The sequence below is a fragment of the Pleomorphochaeta caudata genome, from assembly GCF_055395745.1.
The window spans coordinates 763,057-789,544 of record NZ_AP042458.1; the positions used below are offsets into that span (position 1 = coordinate 763,057).

At 29.3% G+C, this 26,488-nt stretch carries 24 protein-coding genes, 5 tRNA genes and 1 other RNA gene; 12 read left to right on the forward strand and 18 right to left on the reverse strand.

From position 1 onward, the window contains the following. Window positions 1-2 precede the first annotated feature (2 nt). From ACZ5RS_RS03505 to radA, 4 genes are all read left to right on the forward strand, one after another. Entirely contained in the window at window positions 3-764 is a 762-nt protein-coding gene (locus tag ACZ5RS_RS03505) for a ParA family protein (RefSeq protein ID WP_464637536.1), read from the forward strand. Then, on the forward strand, window positions 754-1,656 hold the full coding sequence (locus ACZ5RS_RS03510) for a ParB/RepB/Spo0J family partition protein (RefSeq protein WP_464637538.1): 903 nt from the start codon (window positions 754-756) through the stop codon (window positions 1,654-1,656). Before ACZ5RS_RS03505 ends, ACZ5RS_RS03510 begins: the two co-directional genes overlap by 11 nt. 37 nt (window positions 1,657-1,693) lie before the next feature. Then, complete coding sequence (locus ACZ5RS_RS03515; RefSeq protein WP_464637540.1) at window positions 1,694-2,641, forward strand: peptidylprolyl isomerase; 948 nt, start codon at window positions 1,694-1,696, stop codon at window positions 2,639-2,641. A gap of 125 nt (window positions 2,642-2,766) precedes the next feature. Then, window positions 2,767-4,110: a DNA repair protein RadA gene (radA, locus tag ACZ5RS_RS03520; RefSeq protein WP_464637541.1), complete on the forward strand. Its 1,344-nt coding sequence runs from the start codon at window positions 2,767-2,769 to the stop codon at window positions 4,108-4,110. 48 nt (window positions 4,111-4,158) lie between these two features. On the opposite strand, the gene ACZ5RS_RS03525 is transcribed toward radA, so the two are convergent. After that, window positions 4,159-5,352, reverse strand: coding sequence for a TraB/GumN family protein (locus ACZ5RS_RS03525; RefSeq protein ID WP_464637543.1), 1,194 nt, complete (start codon window positions 5,350-5,352; stop codon window positions 4,159-4,161). Between the two features lie 113 nt (window positions 5,353-5,465). Here ACZ5RS_RS03525 and ACZ5RS_RS03530 point away from each other — a divergent pair, with 113 nt between their 5' ends. Further along, on the forward strand, window positions 5,466-6,488 hold the full coding sequence (locus ACZ5RS_RS03530; RefSeq protein ID WP_464637544.1) for a LysO family transporter: 1,023 nt from the start codon (window positions 5,466-5,468) through the stop codon (window positions 6,486-6,488). Here ACZ5RS_RS03530 and ACZ5RS_RS03535 read toward each other — a convergent pair. Beyond that, window positions 6,477-6,947: a hypothetical protein gene (locus tag ACZ5RS_RS03535; RefSeq protein ID WP_464637546.1), complete on the reverse strand. Its 471-nt coding sequence runs from the start codon at window positions 6,945-6,947 to the stop codon at window positions 6,477-6,479. The two genes, ACZ5RS_RS03530 and ACZ5RS_RS03535, sit on opposite strands and share 12 nt — an antisense overlap. 34 nt (window positions 6,948-6,981) lie before the next feature. Between ACZ5RS_RS03535 and ACZ5RS_RS03540 the strand changes: the two genes are divergently transcribed. Further along, window positions 6,982-7,704 carry a M48 family metallopeptidase gene (locus tag ACZ5RS_RS03540; RefSeq protein WP_464637548.1) on the forward strand — a complete coding sequence of 241 codons (723 nt, stop codon included), beginning with the start codon at window positions 6,982-6,984 and terminating at the stop codon, window positions 7,702-7,704. Between the two features lie 116 nt (window positions 7,705-7,820). Further along, window positions 7,821-9,038: an FprA family A-type flavoprotein gene (locus ACZ5RS_RS03545; RefSeq protein ID WP_464637550.1), complete on the forward strand. Its 1,218-nt coding sequence runs from the start codon at window positions 7,821-7,823 to the stop codon at window positions 9,036-9,038. Between the two features lie 51 nt (window positions 9,039-9,089). Here ACZ5RS_RS03545 and ACZ5RS_RS03550 read toward each other — a convergent pair whose 3' ends face one another. The 4 genes from ACZ5RS_RS03550 to ACZ5RS_RS03565 all read right to left on the reverse strand — a co-directional run bounded on the left by ACZ5RS_RS03550 (window position 9,090) and on the right by ACZ5RS_RS03565 (window position 14,005). After that, on the reverse strand, window positions 9,090-9,842 hold the full coding sequence (locus ACZ5RS_RS03550; protein WP_464637552.1) for a gamma-glutamyl-gamma-aminobutyrate hydrolase family protein: 753 nt from the start codon (window positions 9,840-9,842) through the stop codon (window positions 9,090-9,092). 58 nt (window positions 9,843-9,900) lie between these two features. After that, window positions 9,901-11,340, reverse strand: a complete 1,440-nt coding sequence (locus ACZ5RS_RS03555; RefSeq protein WP_464637553.1) for an aminoacyl-histidine dipeptidase — start codon at window positions 11,338-11,340, stop codon at window positions 9,901-9,903. Window positions 11,341-11,352: 12 nt separating this feature from the next. Next, complete coding sequence (nagA, locus tag ACZ5RS_RS03560) at window positions 11,353-12,531, reverse strand: N-acetylglucosamine-6-phosphate deacetylase (protein ID WP_464637555.1); 1,179 nt, start codon at window positions 12,529-12,531, stop codon at window positions 11,353-11,355. Window positions 12,532-12,655: 124 nt separating this feature from the next. Further along, window positions 12,656-14,005, reverse strand: a complete 1,350-nt coding sequence (locus ACZ5RS_RS03565) for an MATE family efflux transporter (RefSeq protein ID WP_464637556.1) — start codon at window positions 14,003-14,005, stop codon at window positions 12,656-12,658. A 159-nt stretch (window positions 14,006-14,164) separates the two neighbouring features. Between ACZ5RS_RS03565 and ACZ5RS_RS03570 the strand changes: the two genes are divergently transcribed. From ACZ5RS_RS03570 to ACZ5RS_RS03585, 4 genes are all read left to right on the forward strand, one after another. Further along, window positions 14,165-15,100 carry a diacylglycerol/lipid kinase family protein gene (locus ACZ5RS_RS03570; protein ID WP_464637558.1) on the forward strand — a complete coding sequence of 312 codons (936 nt, stop codon included), beginning with the start codon at window positions 14,165-14,167 and terminating at the stop codon, window positions 15,098-15,100. A gap of 151 nt (window positions 15,101-15,251) precedes the next feature. Next, window positions 15,252-16,676 (forward strand): MGH1-like glycoside hydrolase domain-containing protein, encoded by a 1,425-nt coding sequence (locus ACZ5RS_RS03575; RefSeq protein WP_464637559.1) that lies wholly within the window; start codon window positions 15,252-15,254, stop codon window positions 16,674-16,676. Then, window positions 16,676-17,470 carry a TerB family tellurite resistance protein gene (locus tag ACZ5RS_RS03580; RefSeq protein ID WP_464637561.1) on the forward strand — a complete coding sequence of 265 codons (795 nt, stop codon included), beginning with the start codon at window positions 16,676-16,678 and terminating at the stop codon, window positions 17,468-17,470. Before ACZ5RS_RS03575 ends, ACZ5RS_RS03580 begins: the two co-directional genes overlap by 1 nt. A gap of 49 nt (window positions 17,471-17,519) precedes the next feature. Further along, a complete protein-coding gene (locus tag ACZ5RS_RS03585; protein ID WP_464637563.1) occupies window positions 17,520-18,380 on the forward strand; it encodes a patatin-like phospholipase family protein in 861 nt (286 codons plus the stop codon). A 13-nt stretch (window positions 18,381-18,393) separates the two neighbouring features. Here the strand turns inward: ACZ5RS_RS03585 and recR are convergent, their stop codons facing one another. The 10 genes from recR to ACZ5RS_RS03635 form a co-directional block, all read right to left on the reverse strand. Beyond that, window positions 18,394-18,981 (reverse strand): recombination mediator RecR, encoded by a 588-nt coding sequence (gene recR, locus ACZ5RS_RS03590; RefSeq protein ID WP_464637564.1) that lies wholly within the window; start codon window positions 18,979-18,981, stop codon window positions 18,394-18,396. Continuing rightward, a complete protein-coding gene (locus ACZ5RS_RS03595) occupies window positions 18,981-19,301 on the reverse strand; it encodes a YbaB/EbfC family nucleoid-associated protein (RefSeq protein ID WP_464637566.1) in 321 nt (106 codons plus the stop codon). The genes recR and ACZ5RS_RS03595 overlap by 1 nt, the downstream gene beginning before the upstream one ends. 69 nt (window positions 19,302-19,370) lie before the next feature. Then, entirely contained in the window at window positions 19,371-21,515 is a 2,145-nt protein-coding gene (gene dnaX, locus ACZ5RS_RS03600) for a DNA polymerase III subunit gamma/tau (protein WP_464637568.1), read from the reverse strand. 66 nt (window positions 21,516-21,581) lie between these two features. Next, window positions 21,582-21,680, reverse strand: an RNA gene (gene ffs, locus ACZ5RS_RS03605) — signal recognition particle sRNA small type. A gap of 9 nt (window positions 21,681-21,689) precedes the next feature. Further along, window positions 21,690-21,775, reverse strand: a tRNA-Ser gene (locus ACZ5RS_RS03610). Window positions 21,776-21,820: 45 nt separating this feature from the next. Continuing rightward, window positions 21,821-21,908, reverse strand: a tRNA-Ser gene (locus tag ACZ5RS_RS03615). A 26-nt stretch (window positions 21,909-21,934) separates the two neighbouring features. Further along, window positions 21,935-22,008, reverse strand: a tRNA-Arg gene (locus ACZ5RS_RS03620). Window positions 22,009-22,139: 131 nt separating this feature from the next. Continuing rightward, window positions 22,140-22,805 carry a Crp/Fnr family transcriptional regulator gene (locus ACZ5RS_RS03625; protein ID WP_464637569.1) on the reverse strand — a complete coding sequence of 222 codons (666 nt, stop codon included), beginning with the start codon at window positions 22,803-22,805 and terminating at the stop codon, window positions 22,140-22,142. Window positions 22,806-22,920: 115 nt separating this feature from the next. Further along, window positions 22,921-23,007 (reverse strand) — tRNA-Ser (locus tag ACZ5RS_RS03630). 37 nt (window positions 23,008-23,044) lie between these two features. Beyond that, window positions 23,045-23,129, reverse strand: a tRNA-Ser gene (locus tag ACZ5RS_RS03635). A gap of 224 nt (window positions 23,130-23,353) precedes the next feature. On the opposite strand from ACZ5RS_RS03635, the gene ACZ5RS_RS03640 reads away from it, so the two are divergent. After that, window positions 23,354-24,760: a M28 family peptidase gene (locus tag ACZ5RS_RS03640; RefSeq protein ID WP_464638933.1), complete on the forward strand. Its 1,407-nt coding sequence runs from the start codon at window positions 23,354-23,356 to the stop codon at window positions 24,758-24,760. Here the strand turns inward: ACZ5RS_RS03640 and ACZ5RS_RS03645 are convergent. Next, window positions 24,757-25,368: a YigZ family protein gene (locus tag ACZ5RS_RS03645; RefSeq protein ID WP_464637571.1), complete on the reverse strand. Its 612-nt coding sequence runs from the start codon at window positions 25,366-25,368 to the stop codon at window positions 24,757-24,759. The genes ACZ5RS_RS03640 and ACZ5RS_RS03645 overlap by 4 nt on opposite strands. Window positions 25,369-25,445: 77 nt before the next feature. Further along, the gene (locus tag ACZ5RS_RS03650) at window positions 25,446-26,360 is read right to left on the reverse strand and encodes an 8-oxo-dGTP diphosphatase (protein ID WP_464637573.1); all 915 of its coding nucleotides are present in this window, start codon (window positions 26,358-26,360) and stop codon (window positions 25,446-25,448) included. Window positions 26,361-26,488: the final 128 nt, after the last annotated feature.

Below are 26,488 nucleotides of genomic sequence, written 5' to 3' on the forward strand. Positions count from 1 at the left end.
ATATGAATGCTATAAAAATAATTTTTTTAAATCAAAAAGGTGGCGTTGGTAAAACAACAAGTGTTGTTAATTTAGGTGCTGCCTTAGCTTTAAGTGGGAAAAAAGTTTTATTAATTGATTTTGATTCTCAAGGTAATCTATCAAGTTCTCTTTCTGCTGATATTGAAGCACCTGGAACTTATGAGGTTGTAACTAATCAAATTTCTGCAACTAAGGCTTGTCAAAAAACATTAGTTAAAAATTTGGATATCATACCTGCTAGTGTTGATATAGCAGGATTAAATATAGAATTAGTTAATGAAGATAATAGGAACTTTTATGTAAAAAATGCATTAAAAGATTTGAATAATCAATATGATTTTATAATAGGAGATTGTCCCCCTTCTTTAGGTATTGTTACTGTTAATGCTTTAGTGTGGACGGATTTTGTTATTATTCCTATGCAATGTGAGTATTTAGCAATGGAAGGATTAAATTCATTGATGCGTACTGTTATTAGTATAAAAAGAGAATTAAATAAAAACTTAGAGATTCTTGGTATATTATTTACTATGTACAGTAAGAGAACTAAATTAGCAAATGAAGTTGTTGAAGATGTTACTAATTATTTCAATGATCTTGTTTTTAAGACAATGATACCTCGAAATGTTAGATTGTCGGAAGCGCCATCATATGGGTTACCAATTTTTGCATATGATAATAGTTGTTTAGGTGCAAAAGCATATCGAAAATTAGCTCAGGAGGTTGTATCTCGTGTCGAATAATAGAAAAAAAGGGTTAGGAAAAGGAATGGGCTCATTAATTGAAGGCTATTCTTTAGATGGACTATTTTCAAATAAAATATCAAATGATGATAATCCGCAAACTAATATATTAGAAATACCAATTGATGCCATAAAAACTAATAAAAATCAACCAAGAAAGAATTTTAATTCAGAATCTATAAAAGAGTTATCAATATCAATAAAAGAACAAGGTGTTTTACAACCAATTATAGTCGAAGAAATTGAGGGTGGTAATTATGCTATTGTTGCAGGAGAAAGAAGATATAGAGCTGCAAAAATAGCTGATTTAAAAACAATTCCTGTAATCGTAAAAAAAATAACTAATTTAAATAGATTAGAAATCGCGTTGATAGAAAATATTCAAAGAGAAGATTTAAATCCTATTGAAGAAGCTAATGCTTATTTAGCATTAATAAATGAAACAGGCTTAAAACAAGAGGACTTAGCTCTAAAAATTGGTAAAAGTAGATCAGCAATAAGTAATAGCATGAGGTTATTACAATTACCAAATGACATGCAAGAAGATATTATAAATGAGGAATACTCATCAGGTCATGCACGAGCTTTATTGTCTTTAAAAAATCCTGCAGATAGAATAGTTCTATTAAATAAAATAAAAAATGAATCACTATCTGTAAGAGCTGCTGAAAATTTAGCAAGAGATTATAACGCAGGAAAAAGAAGCAAAAAGATAGAAGAAAAAGAAAAAAAGAATAAAGACGATAAAATTCTTGAACTTCAAGATAAATTAATGCAAGAATTAGGTAATAAAGTAGAAATTAAAGGTAATATAAAAAAAGGTAAAATTATGTTATCTTATAATACTGAAGATGAATTAAATGATATATTTCATAGGTTGTTAAAAGAATAAGCCATATTATGAAATAAATATAAGGAGAATAAATTTTATGAGTAAAAATTTAAGTGATGGATTATACGCCATTATTAATACAGAAAAAGGTGATATAACCTTAAACTTAGAATTTGAAAAAACACCAATGACTGTTATGAATTTTGTTGGATTAGCAGAAGGTGTTCTAAATAGAGAAGATGAAGGAACTCCATTTTATGATGGATTAAATTTCCATAGAGTAATAGATAACTTTATGATTCAAGGAGGTTGCCCTTTAGGAACAGGAACAGGTGGCCCTGGTTATAAATTCCCTGATGAATTTGATAGTTCTTTACGTCATAGTGGTCCAGGTGTTTTATCTATGGCTAATGCTGGACCAGGAACAAACGGTTCCCAATTTTTTATTACTCATGTTGAAACCCCTTGGTTAGACGATAAACATACAGTTTTTGGAAAAGTTGTAGAAGGTCTAGATGTAGTAAATTCTATAGCTCAAGGTGATAAGATTAATAAAGTCACTATTGAAAGAGTAGGTGATGCAGCTGAAGGCTTTATTGTTTCACGTGAAAAGTTTGAAGAATTAATTCAAAATGCAGACAAGGTAAGATTAGAAAAGATTAAAAAAGAAAGAGCTGGTGTTTTAAAAGCAATAAAAAAGGCCTACCCTACTGCAAAAGAAACCGAATCTGGTCTAATGTATGTAGTAAAAAAAGAAGGCGATAAAAAAGAAAGTCCTAAAATGGGAACAACAGTAACTGTTCATTATGAAGGAAAACTATTAGATGGAAAAGTTTTTGATTCTTCTAGAGCAAGAGGTGTTCCTGCTCAGTTTAGAATTGGAACAGTCATTGAAGGTTGGAATGAAGCTCTACAAACCATGACAAAAGGTGAAGAACGAACTTTAATTATTCCTCCAGAATTAGGTTATGGTGCACAAGGTTATCCTGGTGTAATTCCACCTAATGCATATTTAATATTTAATGTTGAATTAATTGAATTTTAGAACTTCTAATAAATAATAATTTTAAGCATCTCAAAAAGATATAGAATAATTTCTAGATTTTTGTAGATGCTTTTTTTATTTATTGGGATCTATGTTATAATAATTAAGATAAAACAGGAATTAAAATGAAGAAAAATAAAGTTAAATATGTTTGTAAAGAATGCGGTAAAGTAGAATCAAAATGGATGGGACGTTGTACCTCTTGTGGTAGTTGGAATTCTTTTGAAGAACAAATTATTGAAGAAGAAACGCTAAAGGGAAAACGTGTTAATATCTCAACAACTAATGAATTGATGGTATTAAAAGATGTTGAAATAGCAAGTGAAATGAGACTTAAAACAGGCTTTGATGAGTTTGATAGAGTTTTAGGTGGAGGTCTAATGAAAGGCTCAGCTATCCTTTTAGGTGGTGAACCGGGTATTGGTAAATCTACTTTAATGCTACAGACTGTAGCGAACTGTTCTTCACAATATAAAGTGCTATATGTTAGTGGCGAAGAATCTGCTTCCCAGATAAAGCAAAGGGCAATTAGACTCGGTTTAGATTCTAGTAAAGTATATATTTATAATAATACAAAGATTGAAAATCTTTTAAGTATTATAGATGAGTTAAAGCCTCAAATCATGGTTATTGATTCCTTACAAACATTAACTTCATCACAAATTAATTCAATAGCTGGTTCTTCCGCACAAATGAGAAGTTGTGCAATGGAATTAGTTGGGAAAGCAAAACAAATCGATGCTTCTGTATTTTTTATAGGACATGTAACAAAAGATGGTTTAATTGCTGGCCCAAAAATTGTTGAGCATTTAGTTGATACTGTGTTGTATTTTGATCAAAGTACAAATGGTGTTAGAATTATTAGAGCTGTAAAAAATCGATTTGGATCGGTGGATGAGTTAGGTATTTTTAAGATGGATGAAAAAGGCCTTCAAGTGATAAAAAATCCGTCTGGACTTTTTCTAAATAAAAGAGCAAAAGGACATTTGCCCCCTGGTATTGCTTTTACCGCAGTTGTTGAAGGATCAAGAACTTTTATAGTAGAAATTCAAGCATTAACAATTCCAACAAAAGGTGGATATTCTAGAATATATAGTGATCGTATAGATGTTTCACGTGTAACACGAGTTGCTGCAATCTTAGAAAGACACACAAATTTGTGTTTTGGAAATTATGATATTTATGTAAATGTTGGTGGAGGTATAAAATTAAAAGAGGTCTCAATTGAATTAGCATTAGCAGCAGCCTTAGCCTCCTCTTTAAAGGGTAAGATGTTTGAAGAAAGTTGTATTGCTTTTGGAGAATTAAGTTTGGCGGGTGAAGTTAGACCTGTTAATTATAATGAAAAAAGAGTTAAAGCCGCAATTGAAATGGGCTTTGAAGAAGTAATCGCTCCAAATACGTTTGAATCAAAAAAAATTAAAAGTTTAAAATGCTTTAATATTCTAGATGTAGTAAATTTGATATAAAAAAACAATCTCATTAATGAGATTGTTTAATATATATTTTTTATAAAATTAAGCTAATATATTTAGTAAAACAGGGAATCCAATAAAGGTTCCAATTGCTGAACCTATTGAACAAACAAAGAAAACGTATAAACCGTGTAAGGCTTTATTTTTGTACCAGCCTTTCAAGGTAAGAGCATCGTCACTCATGTTTGTAAAATCTTTTACACTTGGTTTTCTAAACTTATATTCTAAAAGTCCTGAAACAATTCCAACCCCAATAGTTGGATTTAAACTTGTAAAAGGGGCCGCAAACATACTAATAATTATGTTAATAGGATGGGCAAGCGCTACAATACCTCCAATGGCTGTAAAAATAGCATTTACCATAACCCAATATCCAAAAAGTTTTAATCCTCGAGTCCAACCTGAATGAATAAATCCATATGCTATAATTCCTATTATTAAAGCTGGAATAATATATTTTAATGCTTTTGTAAATTTACTAGATGGTGGAACTTCAGATATCTTTGAAGTGTCTGTATCAATTTCACCATTATCTAGAGCTTCTAGTTGTTTCAAAATTCCTTTTGTATGTCCAGCTCCTATAACCCCAAGTTTTTTTTGACCCTTAGCTTTATACATGCTTTTTGCCAAGAATTGATCTCTTTCATCGATAAGGACTTCTTTTATTGTTGGAAGTTCTTTAGACATTTCTTTTAGCATGGTTTCTAATACATCAGCTTTTTTTAATTCAGCGATTTCCTCTTCAGAAATGCTTTCTTTGCTAAATGCAGCAGAGATTAGAGTTGCTAATAATTTCATTTTATTCCAAAAATTTGATTTTTTCCAAGCTCTTTTAAAGGTTGTTTGTATCTCTCTATCACAAAAGGAAAATGGGATATTTTTTTCTTCAGCTAATTTAGCCGCATTAAGAATTTCTTCGCCAGGAGATATTCCTGTATTATTTCCCATTCTTTTTTGAAAAGAGGCTAAAGCCATATTAGCTAATAATAAAAAACCTTTACCTTCTTTTAAAACTTTTATTAATGTTTTATCTGACCAAGTTTGATTGTCTTTTTTATTAGAATATCTTGTTTTATCTAGTTCAATACAAATTCTATCAGGTTCATATTCTTCTATTTGTTGCTTAACTTCATTGACGCTGTCTTTTGAAATATGTGCAGTCCCAATTAATAGTAATTCACTATTATCTTTAAACTTAATTAAATGTACAGTATCGCTTTTTTTCTCAATGTTCATGAATAAAAATATACCCTTCAATCCTTAAAGCGTAAAGACTAAATTTATTTTTATTATGTAAAACCTCACAAATTGTGATTGATTTATGTTTATATTTGGATTATGTTGCCTTTATGGAAACTGTTGTATATTTAGCAAAATTAATTTCATCATTAATTTTGGGTGTGTTTGTAGGTAAGAAAATATCAAAAAAAATACTTAAATTTTCTGACTTTTTTTTAAGTATTACATTATATCTTTTATTATTTTTTATGGGAGTGAATACTGGTTCTATCGAAGGAATTCTATCTAAACTAGATACCATTGGCGCTAAAGCTTTGCTTGTAACAGTCTTTTCGATTGGGGGGACAATCTTGGTTTCTACTATAGCTTCATATTTGATAGATTTTAAAAAGCATAAAATTGTAGATGAAAAGGGCTACATAAAAAACAACAATATCATTATAACAAATAGTGATGTAAATTCTCTTTATAATCAAGAATTAAAAGAGGAAGCCAAAATACAATTAAAGAGACATAGATTTAAAAAAGCTATTAATGTAATTAAAGAACCTTTAGTTCTAATTTCTATTGTTTTTTTGGGAATAATTTTAAGATTATTTACACCTCTTTTTAATTGGTTTGAGTCTTCTATTATTTCATATTTATTGTATTTTTTATTATTCTTTTCTGGTGTTGGAATAATAAAAGCTAACATAAAAATTAAAGAAATTTTTAGCTCTCCTGTTCTTTTGTTATTGCCTGTTTGGACGGTAGTAGGAACATACCTTGGAGCTGCTAGTTTATCTTTAATTTCAGATTTTACATTAAAAGAATCTTTAGGGTTATCTTCAGGCTTTGGTTGGTATAGTTTATCTGGAATAATGATTACTGATTTAGGATATCCTATTTTAGGTTCAATTTCTTTTTTAAGTAACATATTTAGGGAAAGCTTTTCCTTCTTTTTAATCCCAATATTATCAAAATTTGGTAGAAGGTTTTATTACCCAGCCGTATGTGTTGGAGGTGCAACAACAATGGATGTTACACTCCCTATTATAACAACACATTTCGGCCCATCGACTATAATCCCTTCAATGTATCATGGTTTATGCATGACAATACTAGTGCCTTTCTTAATACCACTATTTTTCTAATTCAATTATGATTTGGGCCAATATAACAATGGAATTTTCTTTAAGCAATCTTAAATAAAAGAATCCATTGTTTTTCTTGGTGATTGAACAAGCGATTTGTAATAAGGTAGCAAAAAGATTTTCTTTAGTTGGAAGAAAAGGTAATTGAATAAATTTATAATTACCAGGTTTTATCTCCATATCATGGTTTTCTAAAGGTATTTCTTTAGCTTCTTTTACGGCATCTATAACTGCTTGAGAAGGAGATTCTGCAAAACCAAATTCTTCGGCGTTAAATTCGATACTATCATTACTGCTGTATTGTATTTTAATACAAGCTTCAGATGCTATTCCATTTTTATCTAATTTTTTGATTAAAAAATCGTATATGTTTTCTATATCTTGTGTTTGAATAGATCTTTCTTTATTATAAATAATTGGTTGGTATAAATTCAAATTTATTGAGTTAAAATTGTTCATAAAAATATTATAAAGAGAAAAAAAAATATCGTCTATGTTGGATGCAAATAAAATTGATTATAAAATAATAAAATCTAAAAAATATAAAAGAATTACAATTTCGATAAAAAGATCTCAAGATATTGTAGTGAGTGCTCCGAGCACACTTTCTAATAGAAAAATATCTGAATTTGTCAAAAAAAATGAAACTTGGATTAATAAAAATTTAGTTAGATTGGAAGAAGATTTAAGAACAAAAAGGCATACCTTTTTAGATGGTGATAAATTCCTTTTTTTAGGAGAATTGTATTCCCTTAAAATTATTGAATTAAACAATTCAAAAAAAAATATTTTTATATATAGAGATGAGAAAACAAAAGAATTAATAATATATATTGATGAAATAAATAAAGAAAAAATAAAGAATGCTATCTTTGATTATTATAAAAAAGAAACACTTTATGCTGTTAAAAAAATATTTAAAGAAAATTTAGTAATGCAAAGATATGAGAATAAAATCAATGTAATAAAAGTTCAGAAATCAAATACAAGATGGGGCTCTTGTTCTTCAAAAAATAATTTAAATTTTTCTTTTAGATTAATTATGTTACCAAGAGAATGTATTGAATATGTAATGCTACATGAATTAGCCCATGTAAAAGAAAAAAACCATGGTCCATTTTTTTATATCGAACTTGGAATTCTTTGTCCTAACTATAAAGAATTAGAGCAAAAATTAAAACAAATTAGTAAAACATATAATGTTTCTTTAGCGTAAATTAATAAAAAAAATAAGAAAATAAAAAATCTGACTTGTTTAAATAATTCTCTATGTCTATAATTGTGTAAGAAAAATATATTTCTTTATAGAATAATATTTTAGGAGTAAATTATATGAACCCAGATAAAATTGTTGAAAATGTTTATCGTTTACCATCAACAGTATGTTGTAAACAGTTATTTGAAGGAATTTGGCCTATTCCTAATGGAGTAATGATTAATTCTTACCTTGTTAAAGGAAGTGATAAAACTGTTCTAATTGATTATGTAAAAGATTGGGATGGTGCTGAAGAAGAAGTTAATGCTGAATTGGATTCATTAAACATAAAAGAAAATAATATAGATTATTTAGTAGTTAATCATATGGAACCAGATCATACAGGAGCTCTTGTAGATATCGTAAAAAAGAATCCTAATGTACAAATATTATGTTCAAAAAAAGCAGTACCTTTAATGGAAGCCTTTTATGGTTTATCTGATAATGTCAGAGCCGTTGAAGATGGAGAAACCTTAGATATTGGCGGAAGAACGTTACAGTTTTTTATGACTCCAAATGTTCACTGGCCTGAAACTATGATGACTTATTTGATTGAAGAAAAAATTCTTTTTTCTTGTGATGCTTTCGGTTCATATGGTATTTATAAAAATAGTTTTGATGATCAATTAACACAAGAAGAATGGGATTTGTTAATGCCAGAAACTGAAAGATATTTTGCTAATATAATTAGTTCTTTTTCAGCTTTTTGTTTAAGAGCAATTAAGAAATTAGAAACAATTGAAGTTAAAACAATTTGTCCTTCACATGGTGTAATTTGGAGAAAAAATGTTGAGAAAGCGATTTCAACTTATGAACGTTTAGCAAATTATGCAAAAGGAAAAAGAGAAAAAGAAATAACAGTTGTTTGGTCCAGTATGTATGGAAATACTCAAGCTTTATTGGATAGTATCTTAAAAGGTATTGAAAGTGTTGAAGGTGTTCAAGCACATGTTTTCCAAGCACCACAAACACATGAATCTTTTATTTTAGAAAAAGCCTGGAGAAGTGAAGGTATTATTATTGGAATGCCAACATATGAATATAAAATGTTCCCACCAATGTATACTGTTTTAGATCAAATGGATCGTTCACATATTACAGGCAGAAAAATTGCAAGATTTGGATCATATGGTTGGTCTGGTGGTGCTTTGAAACAGTTCTTACCTTTTGTAGATTCAATGAAACTTGATTTCCTTGGAGAAGTTGAATATCAAGGCGCTCCAAGTGACGAAGATAAGAAAAAAGCATTTGATTTAGCTGCCTTAATGGCAAAACAAATTCTTGAAGAAGATTAAAAAGAATAAAGATATAAAAGAATGGCCTTAGTAAAAAACTAGGGCCTTTTTTTAATTAATGGCAGAATTTACAAATTCTTTAAAAAGCGGAAACATGGAATCTGTTTTTGAAATTAAAGTTTCTGGATGCCATTGAACTCCAAGACAGAAATAGTTTTTATCACTATGCTCTATTGCTTCAACGCTTCCATCTGTACTTAATGCGCATAGTTCTAAATCTTTTCCGACTTGATTTACGCTTTGATGGTGTAAGCTATTAACATCTAATATTTGTGATTTAAATATATTAAATAGTTTAGATTCTTTATTAATAATTATTTGATGACTAGGTGTATCAATATGGGTTAAGTCAAAATGATTTAAATCTTTATTTTCTCTTTCATCAAATTTTTGATCTTGGAATAATGATCCTTCCAAAGCTACATTTAGTAATTGGCAACCTCTACAAATTCCTAAAATGGATTTGTGTTGTTTAATTGCTTCTTTAATTAAGGCAATCGTAGCTAAATCAAAGGCTTTGTCACTTTGCTTGCATTCTTTTATTCTTTTCTCATTATATAAACTAGGATCAACATCAAGACCTCCTGTTAAAAGGAGCCCATCAATTTTAGAAATATAATTTTCTATATTTAGTTTTTTGTTTTCTTTTATATATGGGATAATAATTATGTTTACATCTAAATTATTAAACGCATTTATATAGGTATCAACACAGCCTTGACGTTTAAAATTTTGAAAAGCAGAAGTTGGAGAGGGTAATGTAATTTCTCCAATTATTCCAATAGTTGGGATTATATTAGACATGATTTCCTCAAAAAGATAAAAAGGTTAATTAAAAAAATGATTAATTAACCTTTTATGATTATTCAATAATTGATAATAAATGTTTTAAAAATTCACTAGTTCTTTTAGTTGAAGAAATTGAAAGACGCTCTTTTACGGAATGAACATCATTCATATTTGGACCAAAAGAAACTGAATCCATTCCTGGAATCCTTGAATTTATAATTCCACATTCTAAACCTGCATGAATCGCAGTTAGAATAGGTTTTGTGCCAGCATAATCTTCATAAGCTTTTGCACAAAAAGCTGCTAACTTTGAAGATAAATCTGGTTTCCATGAAGGATATGCTCCAACTAGTTTCACTTCAGCATTGCAAGTTTTAAATGCTTGGAGACATTGATTAGCTACATGATCTCTGCTACTCATTATTGAAGATCTATGAGAACTGATAGCTTCTAAACTATTTTCATCAGATTTTACAATCGCTAAGTTTGATGAAGTTTCAACAATTCCTTTTAATTCCATACTCATTGCAGCAACCCCATGAGGTGCTAAGAATAGAGATCTGATGAACTTTGTACTATCTTCAATCGAGAATGCTTTATTAATTACTTCTGGTTCTAGTAATATTGTAATTTTTGGTTCTTGAATTGAATATTCATCTTTATAAATTTGATGAAGATTTTCAATTGCTTTATTAAGAAGATTTTCATCCTCTGGCGCAATTGAAAAAACACAAGTACAAGAGGATGGGATTACATTTCTTTTATTTCCACCGTTAATACTTGAAATTCTTAGAGAAGGTAAATCAATTAAAGTTCTTGCAATTAATTTAATTGCATTTGCTCTTTGTTCATGGATTTCCCCGCCACTGTGTCCTCCGAGAAGATCTTTGATTGTTAATTTATAAGATTTTGTTGAGTTCTCTAATATTGATTGTGAAGTTGTTAACTTTGCCTGAGTTTCAATTCCTCCAGCACAGCCAATAAAAATGATTCCTTCTTCTTCACTATCTAAGTTAATTAGTTTTCTGCTTTTTATATTTTCTGGTTCAATGTTAAAAGCTCCAGTTAGACCTGTCTCTTCACTAATAGTAAAAATACCTTCTAATGGACCATGCTGAACCTCTTTATCTGTAAAAACATCTAATGCCATTGCAAGTGCAATACCATTATCACCACCTAAAGTAGTGTCCTTTGCTTTTAAAAAATCTCCATCTACAACAAGTTCAATTGGATCTTTTGTAAAATCATGATTTGATTCAAGTGTTTTTACACAAACCATATCCATATGGCCTTGTAATGCTACAGTGCTTTTGTTTTCATATCCTTTTGTTGCTGGTACATAAATTATTACATTCCCGATGTTATCAACTTTTGATTTGAAATTATTTTTTTTTGCAAACTCTAATAAATATTGTCGAACACCTTCTTCATTCCCAGATTCTCTGGGAATGTTTGAGATGTCTTTAAAATAAGAGAAAATTGCTTTTGGTTCTAAAGTGTTATATTCTTTCATTCTTAGTTTCCTTTATGCAAATCTATCTCTTATTAGTTTACCCCCAATAAACAAAGCTTTCAACTGTAATTTATCATCTAATATTGTTAAATCAGCTCTATATTCTGGAATAATAGATCCAACTTTTTTCATTGAATATATTCTTGCTGGATTTGTTGAAGCCATTTGGACTGAATCGGTTAATGGAATTCCCCAATCCGTCATGTTTCTTAAACCTTGTAGCATTGTTAAAGCACTTCCTAAGAATAGGGAAGGATCCTTTTTACTAACAAAAGCTCCTTCTTCGTTGAGCATTGCTTCAACACCATTAGCAGTCATTTTGCCTGTTCGTTGTTTTGTTGGTTTTAAAGCATCAGTAACCATTACAATATTATCTAGAGGTTTTTCTCTAAGTAGTAGTTTTACCAATTCTGGATGAACATGAACTCCGTCACAAATGATTTCTGCATTCATGTTACTTTGAATCATAATAGCACCAACAGTTCCAGGGTTTCTGTGATGTAATCTACTCATAGCATTGAAAAAGTGTGTTGAGTGTAAAATGCCACATTGAATACCTTCCATAATATTTTCATAAGTAGCATCAGTATGTCCTGCTAATAGCACAACATTATGCTTTCTTGCTTCAAGAGCAAGAGCTCTCATTTGCTTTAATTCAGGAGCAACGGTCATACAAATTATATGACCTTGACCAACTTCTAAGAATTTATGGAAAAGTTTTAAATCAACATCTTTTCGACCTTTTGGATTTTGAGCTCCAATTCTTTTTTCGGAAATAAAAGGACCTTCTAGATTTACACCTTGAATTACGGCTCCTTTTTCCTTTCCCATTGCACTAATAATAGCTTTTATTCCATTCATCATATTTTCTTCAGAATCAGTATAGATTGTAGGCATAAATCTAGAAACTCCAAAGTCAGCTAATCTTTCACTCATTCCTAGAATTGAATCTGGAGAATTATCTTCTGTTCCATATCCTCCAATTCCATGAATATGTGTATCGATTAAACCTGGTATTATATAACTATTTTGAACATCTATTATTATTGTATTTGCTGGAAATTTTTTTTCTGGGAATCTTTGCATATTAAAGATATCTCCAATATTTCCATTATCATCTATTAAAATTGCACAATCTTTTAACTGCGCATATCCAGTTAAAACTGTGCCATTAATTAAAACAGTACTCATAAAAAACTCCTTATCACTTGAAGTATAGAGAAGTAAATAATTAAGGTCAAATTTATTATCAAAATATAAGTAGAAAATATAAAAAAAATGGAAAATTGTGTACTAATTTTTATAGTTACTAAGATTATGTAAAATCTTTAATCCAAGTTTTTCTTTTTATTTTTAAAAGACCAATTATACCTTTACTAATTTCTTCTAGACTCATTACAAGATAGACTACAGGTAATGATACGTTAAAGACAAAAACTGCAATGAAAACACTTGGAACGCCAATAAGCCAAATACATAAGGCCTCGGTTAAAAAAGCAAAAGTTGTACTTCCACCACCTCTTAAAATTCCAACTATAATTGCTGTAACTAGAAATTTTAATGGTAAAAGAAAAGCATAAACAGATAATGATTTTATAATTAAAATAGAAACATCATCGCCTAGAGAAAAAGCCTTTGTTAATACTGGTGCTACAAAATATAGTATTAACCCAACACCAATACCACTTAATATGCTTAGATAATTAAATCTAATAGCATAGGTTTGAGATAAAGGATAATTTTTTTCTCCAATTTTATTTCCTATCATAATTGATGCAGACATACTAAAGCCCATAGCAACAACAAAGAATAATCCTGTAATGGATTCTGTTACTTGTACTGCGGCTAAAATATTTGTTCCCATTTTAGAAAAGGCATATTTGTAGGCAACCATTCCAAGTGCCCAAGTTAATTCATTTAATATAACAGGGGAACAGGCTTTATAAAAATTTTTTATAAACTCTTTTGTTAATTTAAATACTTTTAAATTATTTAGGCTTATTTCAGAATATTTTTTCTTATATGAAAAACTTATTAACAAAAACACCTCTAAGAATCTACAAAAAGCGGTAGAAATAGCGGCTCCTTGTACTCCTAATTCTGGGAAAGGTCCAATACCAAATATTAATAGATAATTCCCAATAGTGTTAATAGTAAGGGCTAATGTAGCAATAAATAAAGGTAGTTGTGTGTTATGAGTAGCTCTAAATGCAGTAGCATAAATAAACCCAATTGAAGAAAAAATATAACTAATACTAACAATCTTTAAGTATTGTACCCCTAAAGTAATTACAGTTTCATCATGAGTGAAAAATTGCATTATTTTCTCAGGGAAAAAGAAAGATGAAATACTAAAAATTAAAGCAAAAACAGAACTTGTTAATATAGCAAGAACTATTGTTTTTTGAAAATTTAATGTTTTTTTTGCACCCCAAAATTGTGACATTAATACACTAGAGCCACTTCCAAGACCAAAATAAATTAAATTAATTAAAAAAAACATTTGATTAGCAATTCCAACTGCAGCAATACTTTTTGCCCCTAAATGTCCTATCATAATTGTATCTACAAATGATGCTGAATTTAAAAGCAATTGATGAAGCATTATTGGAACAGATAATTGGATTAATTTTTTATAGAAACCTCTTTTTTCTGTTGTAAACATTGTAACACCTTTGAATTAGATTAATATAGTATTTATTAAAATGAAACAATAGGAAATTAAATTATTATAAAAAATAATTAAATAAACTTGTTTGATAAAAACCAATAGTGTAAAATGCCAATGGATAAAATTTCTTAATGATAAATAGTAGGTATAATAATGGAAGAAAGAGGTTTAGTAATTTTAAACCCTAATGCAAATAAAGGAAAAGCAAGTAAGTTAGAAAAAAACATATTTGAAGCATTTAATAAAGAAAATTTAGATGTAGATTTAGTTAAATCCAAAGGTATTGAGGATTGTAGAAATTTAGCTTATCAGGCAGTTGAAAAATACTCTTTTATTTGTGCTGTTGGTGGAGATGGTACAGTTAACGAAGTTGCAGATGGCCTTTTAAAAAGAGCAGAAGAGCTTTCTTTACCTGTAGAGAAAAGGCCTTTGTTTTCTATTATTCCTATTGGTCGTGGAAATGATTTTGCTTGGATGTTGAAAATAAATAAGAAAGATATATCAGAAATTGTAAAAAAAATAAAAGAAAGGAAAGGAAAACTTATTGATGTAGGTTTTTGTATTGGTGGAATTTATCCTAAAGGTTCTCATTTTGTTAATGGATTAGGGATAGGGTTTGAACCTTCTGTTAATTTTATAGCTAGTAGTTTTAAAAAGGTTTCTGGTACTTTGAGTTATGTTTTAGCCTTGATCAAAATGTTAAGACATTATCCAACTCCAATGAACTTGACTATAGAAAAAGAATCAGGAACCTTTGACATTGAATCACAGCAACTTTCTTTAGGTAATGGAAAAAGAATGGGTGGTGCTTTTTTAATGACACCAAAAGCTATAATTGATGATGGTTTTTTAGATTTTGTTTATGCGAACAAACCGATAGAGAAAAAAATTATTTTAAAAACAGCAGTAAAGTTTTTATCTGGGAAACAAATTGATGATTCTCATTTTTCATTTTCAAGGGAAAAATGGGTTAACATTATTGCAAAAAATAAAGATATGCCTATTCACATAGATGGAGAAATGGTAGGAAAAAATGTTGAAAAGATACAAGTTTATATAAAATCAAAAGTCTTAAATGTCATTTATTAAAAAAAATGTAAAAAAAATAATTTTTTTTGTAAGAATTTATAAAATATAGTGTATGATAATAGAGTACGGTATAATTTGCCTATTGCATGGATTATTATTATATTGTATTTTATTAGGTTCTAGTTAGTAAATTAGATTTGAGGAGAAAACATTGATTAAGGAATTAGTTCCAGCAATACATTTTTATGATCAAGATTTTGTCGACATGTATAATCGTACATGGGTATGGATAAATGAACAATGGAATAAAGGCACAGACAAAAATGGTTTTGTTGGTGATTATTTAGCATATCCTGAACAAAAAACATTTAATCAATTTGAAGCTTGTATGTCTGCATTATTTTTAATTTATAGTAATCAAAAATATTCTCCATTTGCTTTGTTAGATTATTTCTATTCAAAGCAAGAAGAAGATGGTGCAATTAGAAGTGATTATTCGATTGAAGATGGATCTCCTGTAAAAATCCCTAATAATCCTTTAGGATTAGCTCCTTGTTTGTTTGCTTATGTTGAATTTACTTTTTATCATAAAATTGGTAATAAAAAGAGATTAAAAGAAGTTGTTCCAAAATTAGAAAAATATTTTGAATGGTTAGATAATAATTTTAAAGCTGAAAATGGTTTATATTCAGTCCCTTTGACTGCTTGTGTCAGTGGAAATATACCAAGAAGCAATTGTTATTATCCAATAGATTTTAATGCTCAATTAGCAATGAATGCTTTATATATGTCTGCAATTGGTGATGTGTTAAATGATAAAGAATTGAGTTTTAAATATAAGAAAATGTATTTTGGTTTAAAAACAAGAATAAATACACATATGTGGGATGAAGAAAGTCAATTTTATTATGATTTAAATATTAAAGGTAAAAAAATTGGAGAAAAATTTATTGGAGCCTATTGGACTTTATTAGCAGAAATCCCTAATGATGAAAGAGCCTCTTTCTTAATTGAGAAATTACATGATTCTAATGAATTTGGAACAGATAATCCATTCCCAGGTCTTCCTGTTAGTTCACCTAATTTCAGTGAAAGTGGAAATGGTTGGTGTGGTGGTGTTATTCCAATTAATACTTTTATGGTTGTTAAAGGGTTAATAAAATATAATGAGTTTGTTTTTGCTCGTGAATGTGCTATTAGGCATTTATATTTTATTTTAGATACATTTCATCCAGATGCAGATAAAGTTGATGATATTTGGGAAGGATATTTACCAAATAAAGAAGGAAAAAGCACGACTGATGAAATTGCGGATTTCCCAAGAAAAAGATTTTTACCTATGAATGGATTAATCACAATCGCATTAATGATAGAAAATATTATTGGTATGGATATTTCATTACCAAGAAAAACCGTTGATTGGACTATGACTAGTCGTGAAGCAATGGGGATTGAAAATTTATCATTGAAGAGAAATATGATAACTATTTTAAGTAATAAAAATGCTAGAGGTTGGGAAGTTCGTTTAGAGAGTGAAAAATTGTATTATTTCACAATCGAAATAATAGATGAAGATAAGAAAAAAACACTTCCAATTCCTTCTGGAAAATGTTCTATGTTGGTAGATAAATTATAATGGCTTGGTATGGAAAACTTATAGGAGGTCTATTAGGTTTTACCTTAGGTGGCCCTTTAGGATTAATTGCAGGAATTGCTTTTGGCAATTTATTTGATAAAGCTGATACTTACGATACAAATAATTCTTACACTGGTACTAAATATTATGAATTTGGTCAAAGACGTATGAATAGGGTTGAACAGAGAAATATGCTTTTCTTTGTTGGTGTTTTTTCGTTGTTAGCAAGAATGTCTCAAGCAGATTCTACAGTTAGTAAAGAAGAAAGAGCTGCTGTAAATAATTTTATAGATAATGATTTAAACTTGGATATGGCATCAAGAGATGCAGCAAGAAGAGTTTTTGAAGCTGCTTTAGTTAATGGTGGAACAGTAGAACAATTTGCACGCCAATTATATTCTGCCTTTAATCATGATCAAGCTATATTACAATTAACAATTGAGGCTTTATTTAAAGTTGCAGTAGCTGATGGAAATATTTCTATTGAAGAAGAAAATATTATAAAGCAAGTTATAGCTATTTTTAGATTTTCTCCATCATATTATGCTGGCATGAAAAATAAGTATTCTACAGAAAGTTTTTCTGATAAAACTGCTTACGCTGTTTTAGGCTTAAGCAAAGATGCTACAGAGTCAGAAATTAAGAAAGCTTATAGAAAATTAAGTATTGAATATCATCCTGATACTATTGCATCCAAAGGGTTGCCAGAAGAATTCTCAAAAATGGCGACGCAAAAGTTTAGAGAAATTCAAACTGCTTATGAAAAAATAAAGAAAGAAAGAAATATAAAATAGATTATGACATGGACAGTTTTGTCCATGTTTTTTTAAGGAAAAATTTAATATGTTAATTGATGGTACTATAATATTAGAAGGTGGAGCAAACCGAGGGATTTTTACTGCAGGAGTAATTGATTTTTTTATGAAAAATGATATTTATTTTTCTAATATTATTGGTGTTTCTGCAGGAGCTGCAAATGCTTTGAATTATGCATCCCATCAAATTGGACGATCAAAAAAAACAATTATTATTGATAAAAAAGAAAATCGATATATAAATAAGAAGAAAATTTTATCTTCCAATATTTTAGATATGGAAAAATTGTTTGAAACATTTCCTGATGTAACATTCCCCTATGATTATTCTGCTTATAAAAAATTTAATCATGATGTCGATATTACTGTTACTAATTGCAAAACAGGAGAAACCGAGTATCATAAAATAAATCCAGATAAAAGAGATATAACTTGTTGTAAAGCCTCATGTAGCATGCCTTTTGCTGCCCCAATTGTAGAAATAAATAATACACCTTATGTTGATGGTAGCGTATCAAATTCTATACCATTGGATTATGCTAAGGCTAAAAATAGCAAAGCCATAGTTTTAGTATTAACACAAAAAGAGGGATATTATAAAAAGCCTTTAAAGTCACTTAATAAGAAAATGATTGAATATAAATATAAACAATACCCTGAAGTTGTTAGATTAATGTTAGAAAGGCCTGAAAGATATAATAATAAGCTCTCAGAAATCAAAAAAGATGAAGAAGAGAATAAAATCTTTGTTATAAGACCTGAAGTTGATACGATATCACATCTAGAACAAGATATTAATGTTTTAAAAGATTTTTACAATCATGGAACAAATGTAATCGAAAAAAAATATGACAATTTCTTAGAATATATTAACAATAGTCTTAATTAAGACTATTGTTTTATTAAAATTTAACGCGACCTCTTAAAGATCTAGCAATAGTGATTTTATCGGCATATTCTAAATCACCACCAATTGGTAATCCACTAGCTAATCTTGTAACATTAATATCTGTATCTTTTAGCATTTGTCTTATATAAAGAGCTGTTGTATCACCTTCTTCTGTTGGATTGGTAGCAATAATGACTTCTTTAAAATTGCCCTCTTTTAATCTTTGAAAAAATTTTGCAAAATTAAGTTGATCTACACCTATTCCATCGATTGGGCTTATTGCTCCGCCTAACACATGGAACATACCATTATAAATATCGCTTGCTAATAGGGTCACAACGTCCTGTGGCTGTTCAACAACGCAAATAGTGGTATGATCTCTATTGCTATCAGAACATACAGGGCAGGGGTCTGTTTCCGTAAAACTTCCACAGACACTACAAGGAAATATTTTTTCTTGAATAGATGCTATTTCTGAGCCTAAGAGTTTATTATAGCCATTATCTGTTTTTATTAAGTGATAAGCTAATCGAGAAGCTGTTTTTGGACCAATGCTAGGTAAGCGACTTAAATGTTCTATTAATGTTTCTAAAGCACTCATTAATTTTGTCCAAAAAGATTTCCAAGATCACCTAAAGAGCCTGCCATTTTAGTACCTTCTTCTTGTAACTTTCTTTGCAAATTTTCTGAAGCACTATTAAAAGCAGCAGCAACTAGAACTTGAAGAGTTTCTACATCTTCTGGATCAACTATAGCTTTATCAATTTTTATATCTGTGATGTTATACTTTCCGTTAATTGTGATTTCGACCATTCCTGCTCCAGCATTTCCTGTTGCAAATGTAGTTTCAAGTTGTGATTTCATAGCATCTACATTTTTTTGTAGATCTTTCATATTTTTCATTATGTCAAATGGATTCATATTTTTAATGGCTAAAAGCCTTCCTCCTAAATTTCTTCATATTATATTAAATATAATTTTTATACCAAATTAGTCAACTTCTTCGATTTTTCCTCTAAACATTTTTCTAGTTTCCTCTACAAAGGGGTCTGTAACATATTTGTTTTGAGTTTTAGGTTTTACTTGTTCTAATTCAAAAGAAATTGGACCTGCATAATTACATATTCGTTTTATAGCTGCTCTGATAATTCTTTCATTATCTTTCATAATAGTTAAACTAAAATTTACTTGAGTATATAAAACTAAAATATTACTGCTTTGTTGGATCTTTGATATTTTTTGACAAGCTGTAGATACGTTTAAATATTTGTTTTTCATTAAATCAATAATTAAAGGTAATTTTTCCATATTAAAAATACCATTTTTTAAGTTTTCTTGATTATACTCTGTTGCTGGTTTTTCTTCAGAAACCTTTTGAGATGGAATCCCTGAATCGTTAATATAGGTAGTTTCTTGTTTATTAATCTCAGCCTGTTTCTGTAGCTCAGCTTGTTTCTGTAGCTCAGCTTGTTTTTGAAGCTCAGCTTGTTTTTGAAGCTCAGCTTGTTTTTGAAGCTCAGCTTGTTTTTGAAGCTCAGCTTGTTTTTGAAGCTCAGCTTGTTTTTGAAGCTCAGCTTGTTTTTGAAGCTCAGCTTGTTTTTGAAGCTCAGCTTGTTTTTGAAGCTCAGCTTGTTTTTGAAGCTCAGCTTGTTTTTGAAGCTCAGCTTGTTTTTGAAGCTCAGCTTGTTTTTGAAGCTCAGCTTGTTTTTGAAGCTCAGCTTGTTTTTGAAGCTCAGCTTGTTTTTGTAGTTCGGCTTGCTTTTGTAGTTCGGCTTGCTTTTGTAGTTCGGCTTGCTTTTGTAGTTCGGCTTGCTTTTGTAGTTCGGCTTGTTTTTGTAGTTCAGCTTGCTTTTGTAGTTCGGCTTGCTTTTGTAGTTCGGCTTGCTTTTGTAGTTCAGCTTGTTTTTGTAGTTCAGCTTGTTTTTGTTGATCTAATTGATCAATTTGGAATGAATTTTTAGGTGTAGAATCTGATATTGTGCTATTATCAGCATTTTGTAGCTCATTTTGTAGCTCATTAATTTTCTTCATTAAAACAGTTGGGGAGGCTAATTGTTGTAGATTACTTAATTTATTTACTGCTAATTCTAATTCAAATCTAGGGTTTATTGAGTATTTAATATCTCTATAAAGAGTAATAAATAGTTCCAGGCCTGCTTCAATCTGATCATTTGTATATGCATTAATAATTGAGGTTGGTATATCTTTTGTTTGTGCTCCTAAAATATTAGGATCTGATATATTTTGTTTTATTAAAAGTATTGTTCTAAAATATGAAGCAAAATCTTTGATGCATTGTTCAACAGAAACTCCAGCTTTTAACATAGTATTTAATTCAGAAAATACTAAATTTAAATTATTGCTTATTAAATTTAAGAAAATTGAATTTATTTGTTCAAGTCCGACTAATCCTAATTTATCTTTGATTTTATCAAGAGAAATATGATCATTGCTAAAGGAAACAACTTGATCAAATAGGGTATAAGCATCACGCATTGAGCCTGTTGCTTCTTTTGCAATCCAAAATATAGCATCTTCATCTGCTGTTATATTTAAATCATTAGCAGCTTCTTTTAAACATTTACTGATTGTTTCAATATTGATTAATTGAAAATGGAATTGTTGGCAACGACTTCTAATTGTTGCAGGAACTTTTTGTGTTTCTGTTGTCGCAAAAATAAAAATAGTATAACTTGGTGGCTCTTCAATAGTTTTTAATAAAGCATTAAAAGCACTTTTTGATAACATATGTACTTCATCAATAATATATATTTTATATCTTCCTTTCTGAGGATGAAATCGTACTTCTTCTTTTATATTTCTAATATCATCAACGCTATTATTACTTGCACCATCAATTTCAATTACATCACTACTAATTCCCTTGGTAATTTCAGTACACATCTCACATGTCCCACAAGGGGTAGGCGTTGGTCCATGTTCACAATTTAAGGCTTTTGCTAATAATCTAGCTGAAGAAGTTTTACCAACACCTCTAGGACCACAAAATAAATATGCATGAGCTATTCTATTTGCTTTTATTGAGTTCTTGATTGTTGAAACAACAAATTCTTGACCGACTAAACTATCAAAAGATTGAGGTCTTTTTCTTGTTGCTGTTACTACATAAGCCATAAATTTCTCCTATAAAAATAATTATAACATATAATTAATGAAATTAAATAAGATTAAAATAAAAACAGCCGGTAAATCACCCATATCTCATGAAAAAATTACTTACCGCTGCTACCTTCCGGTCCTGACGGGGTTGGGTAATTTTTCATAGTATAGAATCTACCGACTGAAAAACGGAGAGAGAGGGATTCGAACCCTCGGTGCCTTTCGGGCACATACGCCTTCCAAGCGTACACCTTCGACCACTCGGACATCTCTCCATAAAGGTCTAAGTTATTATTTTGGTGTATTAGAGATAAAAATATCGGAGAGAGAGGGATTCGAACCCTCGGTAACGCTGTGCGCTACAACGGATTTCGAGTCCGTCTCCTTCGACCTCTCGGACACCTCTCCAGTACTATAACTGAAAGTAAATTTGTCGAGACCTAGAGGATTCGAACCTCCGACCCTCAGTTCCGCAAACTGATGCTCTATCCAGCTGAGCTAAGATCTCATTTTAAAAAAAAACGAAAGGAATATAATTTCTTTTAGTTCCTTTATTTACGATAGACGACTTTATTCTTTTTTTATAAAGATGTCAAGGGGCAGGAAAATCTCGGATTTATTTATTACTTAAAACTATTATTAAATTAGTTTAAAATTGTTTTTATGATATTTAATAATACCGTCTTTTTCTAATCTCATTAGTTCTTTGCTTAATGCACTCCTGTTTACTCCTAGAAAATCAGCTAACTCTTGTCTATTGTAAGGAATAGAGAATTCATTATTTTTTGTTTTTAATGAGATCGATTTTAAATAAGTTAGTAATTTGTCTTCAATTGAACGTTTTGATAGAATTTCAATTTTTTTATTCATTGCAGCAGTTTTATTTGCAAATATTTTTAGTAGATTGATTATTAGTTGAGTATGGAAGGTACAGGCACTCTCACATGGGGATATTATTTTGTTGAAATTTATAAAAAGTATTTCACTATCAGTATTAGAAATAATAGAAACTTCAAGAGGTTGTTTTTCAAAAGCATAGATCTCACCAAACATTTCATAATTTGTTAAAATTTTTAATATTGAACTATTTCCCCAAAAATCTATTTTTTCTATCTTTAGTTCTCCATATAATATAATTCCAACTTTTTCTATAAAATCGCCTTGATGGAAAATGATTTGATTTTTTTTGAATTTTTTTACGGATGCTTTTAAACACGGTAATAATTTTCTTATATCTTTGTCCGTGATGTTTTGGAATATTTTACTTCTTTTTAAGTTATTTATATATTCAATATCATTTTGCATTAATTTAGTTTACCCTTTTTATTATTCTATAGTTTTATAATATTATAAAAAAAGCTTATTGGAAATTAAATTTTAAGGCAAAAAAAAAGTTCTTGTTACAAACAAGAACCTTAATCGGAGAAGGGGGGATTCGAACCCCCGGACCCGTTACCAGGTCAACTCCTTAGCAGGGAGCCCGATTCGGCCACTCTCGCACCTCTCCAAACCCTAACTATTATATAATAAATTATGTTAGATAGCGGAGAGAAAGGGATTCGAACCCTTGGTGAGTTGCCCCACGGTAGTTTTCAAGACTACTGCCTTCGACCACTCGGCCATCTCTCCATCTATTTTTTTGACAATAAGATGTCAACAGAAATATAATATAGTGGGACTTATAAATTTAGTCAAGATAGTTTTAAACTTATTTCTTTATGATTAATAAAAAAACTGTATGTAAAAATGTAGTAGTGATTAATTGTTTTTTTATTAATAAATATTTATTCTATTAATAAGCATAGTTTGAAATAAATGATAGTAAAATAATAGGAGAATATAATTTGTTAAAAATGCCAAAATTATTTAGTACAAAGAAACAGATTAACGAATCAAATTTGGTTAAACCTGATTTATATACACATAGAAAATCTCCTTTAGAATCTTTAAAAGCAAAAAAATTAGCAGAAGATGCAATAAATGATACAGAGACTTTGATAAATGAATTTGGACCGAGAATAACAGGGAGTGAAGCCTGTAAAGCTTGTGGTGAAAAAATAAGTGAAAGATTGGATGACTTTTGTGATTTTACTTCAAAGCAAAGTTTTAATCATAAAGGAAAAGCTTTTAGCCTTTGGTTAAAAATTCTACCATATGTTTATGTTGTTTCATTAATTCTCTTATTATTTGGATTTTCTTTATTACCTTTATTATTAAATATATTTTTTGCTTATTATGTTTATAGAGAGTTTATAATTTATAAACCTTTATTTGAAAAAGGGGTTAAAACTACCAAAGCAATTAATATCCATGGTGTAATTGAACCAGACGAAGAAGTTGAACAAACTATTATTTTTTCAGCACATCATGACAGTGCTCAATTATTAAATTATAATAGAGGTGAAAGAGGTCATTTTTTTAATGTTGAACTACCTTTAATATTATTTGGTGCTGCCTTTATTGTAAATATTGTTGATATATTAGTTGAGTTATTAACAAAAAAGATATTTACATTAGGTTTTCCAACAATTACGACTGTTATTTTTATTGTTTTATTATTAATAGCCTCTCCAATTGTTTTTAAAATAAAAAATTATTATTCAGATAAAGGTTCTCCAGGTGCTGGAGATAATTTGATTAGTTCAAACATTTTAATACAATTATCAAAATATTTTAATTGGAAAAAATCTAATAATAAGGGTTTGAAAAACACTAGATTAATTTTTACAAGTTTTGACGCTGAAGAGGTTGGGGTTAGAGGTTCAAGCCTTTGGTTTGATAAACATCAAGCCTTATTAATTAATCCTATGCAATTAAATTTTGATTGTATTTATAACTCCGAAGATCTTGTGTTTATTGATAGTGATATAAATGGTTTAAGTCCTCTATCAAAAGAGTTAGCTCAAAAATGTGTTAAATTAGCAAATGATATGGGTTTTGAAGCTAAAAATCATCCCTTGCCTTTTTTAAGTGGTGCAACTGATGCTGCTAGCGGAGCTAGAGCAAATGTTGATTCATGTACTTTGATGGCTATTGATTTTTCTAATGGAATAAAAAATTCTTATTTTCATACTAGTAAAGATACTGCAGATAAAATTGAGCCTAAAGCTGTAGAAAAAGCTATATCAATTGCAATAAAATTGGCAAATAATGTTGATAAAGATACAAATGATGAAGATCAAAGTCTTATTGTTGTGGAAGATGAAAAGGAAGAAGATATTGAAGATCTTTTAAAATTTAATAAAATTGCTAGACGTTAAAAAGCCAATTCAGTGAAATCGATTTGATCTCTAGCATTAGAAAAATCAATAATTTCATTTTTTAAAGAGTCTGTTTTATCAAAGGCAAGTATTCCTTTTATTGTTACAGAGGTTTCAAATATTTCATCAGTAATTGTGCAATTATAATCATTTAAAATCAATTTTAGTTTTTCGTAACGATCATATGAGGTTTTAAGAATAAAACTACTTTTTTTAATTAATTCTTCACTTTCAATTTCACTTAGAGCAAGTTTTGTGCTATCTCCATAAGCTTTTACAAGCCCTCCAGTACCTAAAAGAGTTCCTCCAAAATATCTGATAACTAATACAGCAATATTTGTTAAATTACTTCCTTTTAACACTTCAAAAGCCGGTCTTCCTGCAGTGTTTTTGGGTTCTTTATCATCACTATAACTATAAATAGTCCCTTGATTACCTATTACGGCTGCATGAACTACATGATTAGCATTTGGGTGCTCTTTTCGTGTGTTATTTATTAAAATTTTTAGTTCTTCTAATGTGTTAATTTTAGTAGCAATAGATATAAATCTAGATTTTTTTACAATTAGTTCTTTTTGAACTGAATTAATAGGTGTTCTTAAACTCATACTTTATATAATAAAGAAGTAAAAAATAGATATCAAGATTTAATATAAAAAAAGAGGCTTTTTAAGCCTCTATAATTTTATTCAAAAGTTATTTGATGGGAAAGCATCTTCTCATCATCAAAGATAAAGTTTCCAACAAATTTCTCGCCATTTAAAGCTCTTTGTAGCCACAATTTATCATCTTCCCACATTTGATCTAAAGGTAATTCATCTATTGGACACCAAAAAGGAGTTGCTTCTTCATTGTCTTTTAGTTCCCCTTTAGCATTTTCACCAATATATACATATCCTCTCATAGAAAGACCGTCTTTAAATTGGAAATTTAATGTACCTACATATTCGAGATTTTCTGTAGTATAGCCTGTTTCTTCTTCAAATTCTCTGTATGCTGCTTCAATAGCAGTTTCTTCTAATTCAATATGTCCTCCCGGACCATTAATAAGACCTTTACCAATTCCTTGTTTTTTATTGATTAATAGAACTTTATCATCTTGTTTAACATAAGAAAGAACACATCTTTCTTCAGGGTCCCAAGCATCCCAATCTATATCTTCTACATTATCAGGACAAACAAATTTATTTTCTTCTTCAATTTGCTTTTGCTTTTCTTCTTCTTCTTTTTGTTTCTTTTCAGCTTCTTCAGGATGTTCTTCATACCAACATGATTCACAAAGATTTTCATCACCGCCAATTATTCTTTCGAATTTCATCTTTTTATGACATTTTTTACAATGAATTCTAAAAGGCCAAACACGATCTCTAAAGATATATCCAAGTAAAACAGGAATTATAATAGCAACATATCCTAAATAGATAGGGAGTTCTCTTAATAATACTATAACAACTAGAATGTTATATAATAGTAATAATGCAGCAATATAAATTGTTGCAAAACGTTTTTTTTCTGAGTGGTTTAATTTTCGTTGTGAAATGTTAACAAGTAAAACAACCATTAATACCCACATAAAATTATCTGCAAATTTTTGTAACATGAGTAAAGATTATCTATATAATTCTTATTTAGTCAAGAATTACTTCTTTAATATAAAAAAGTTAGCCAAAATAAATCTAAATATAAAATTTTTGTATTAGTTGCTTTACCTATTACAATGGAGTAAAA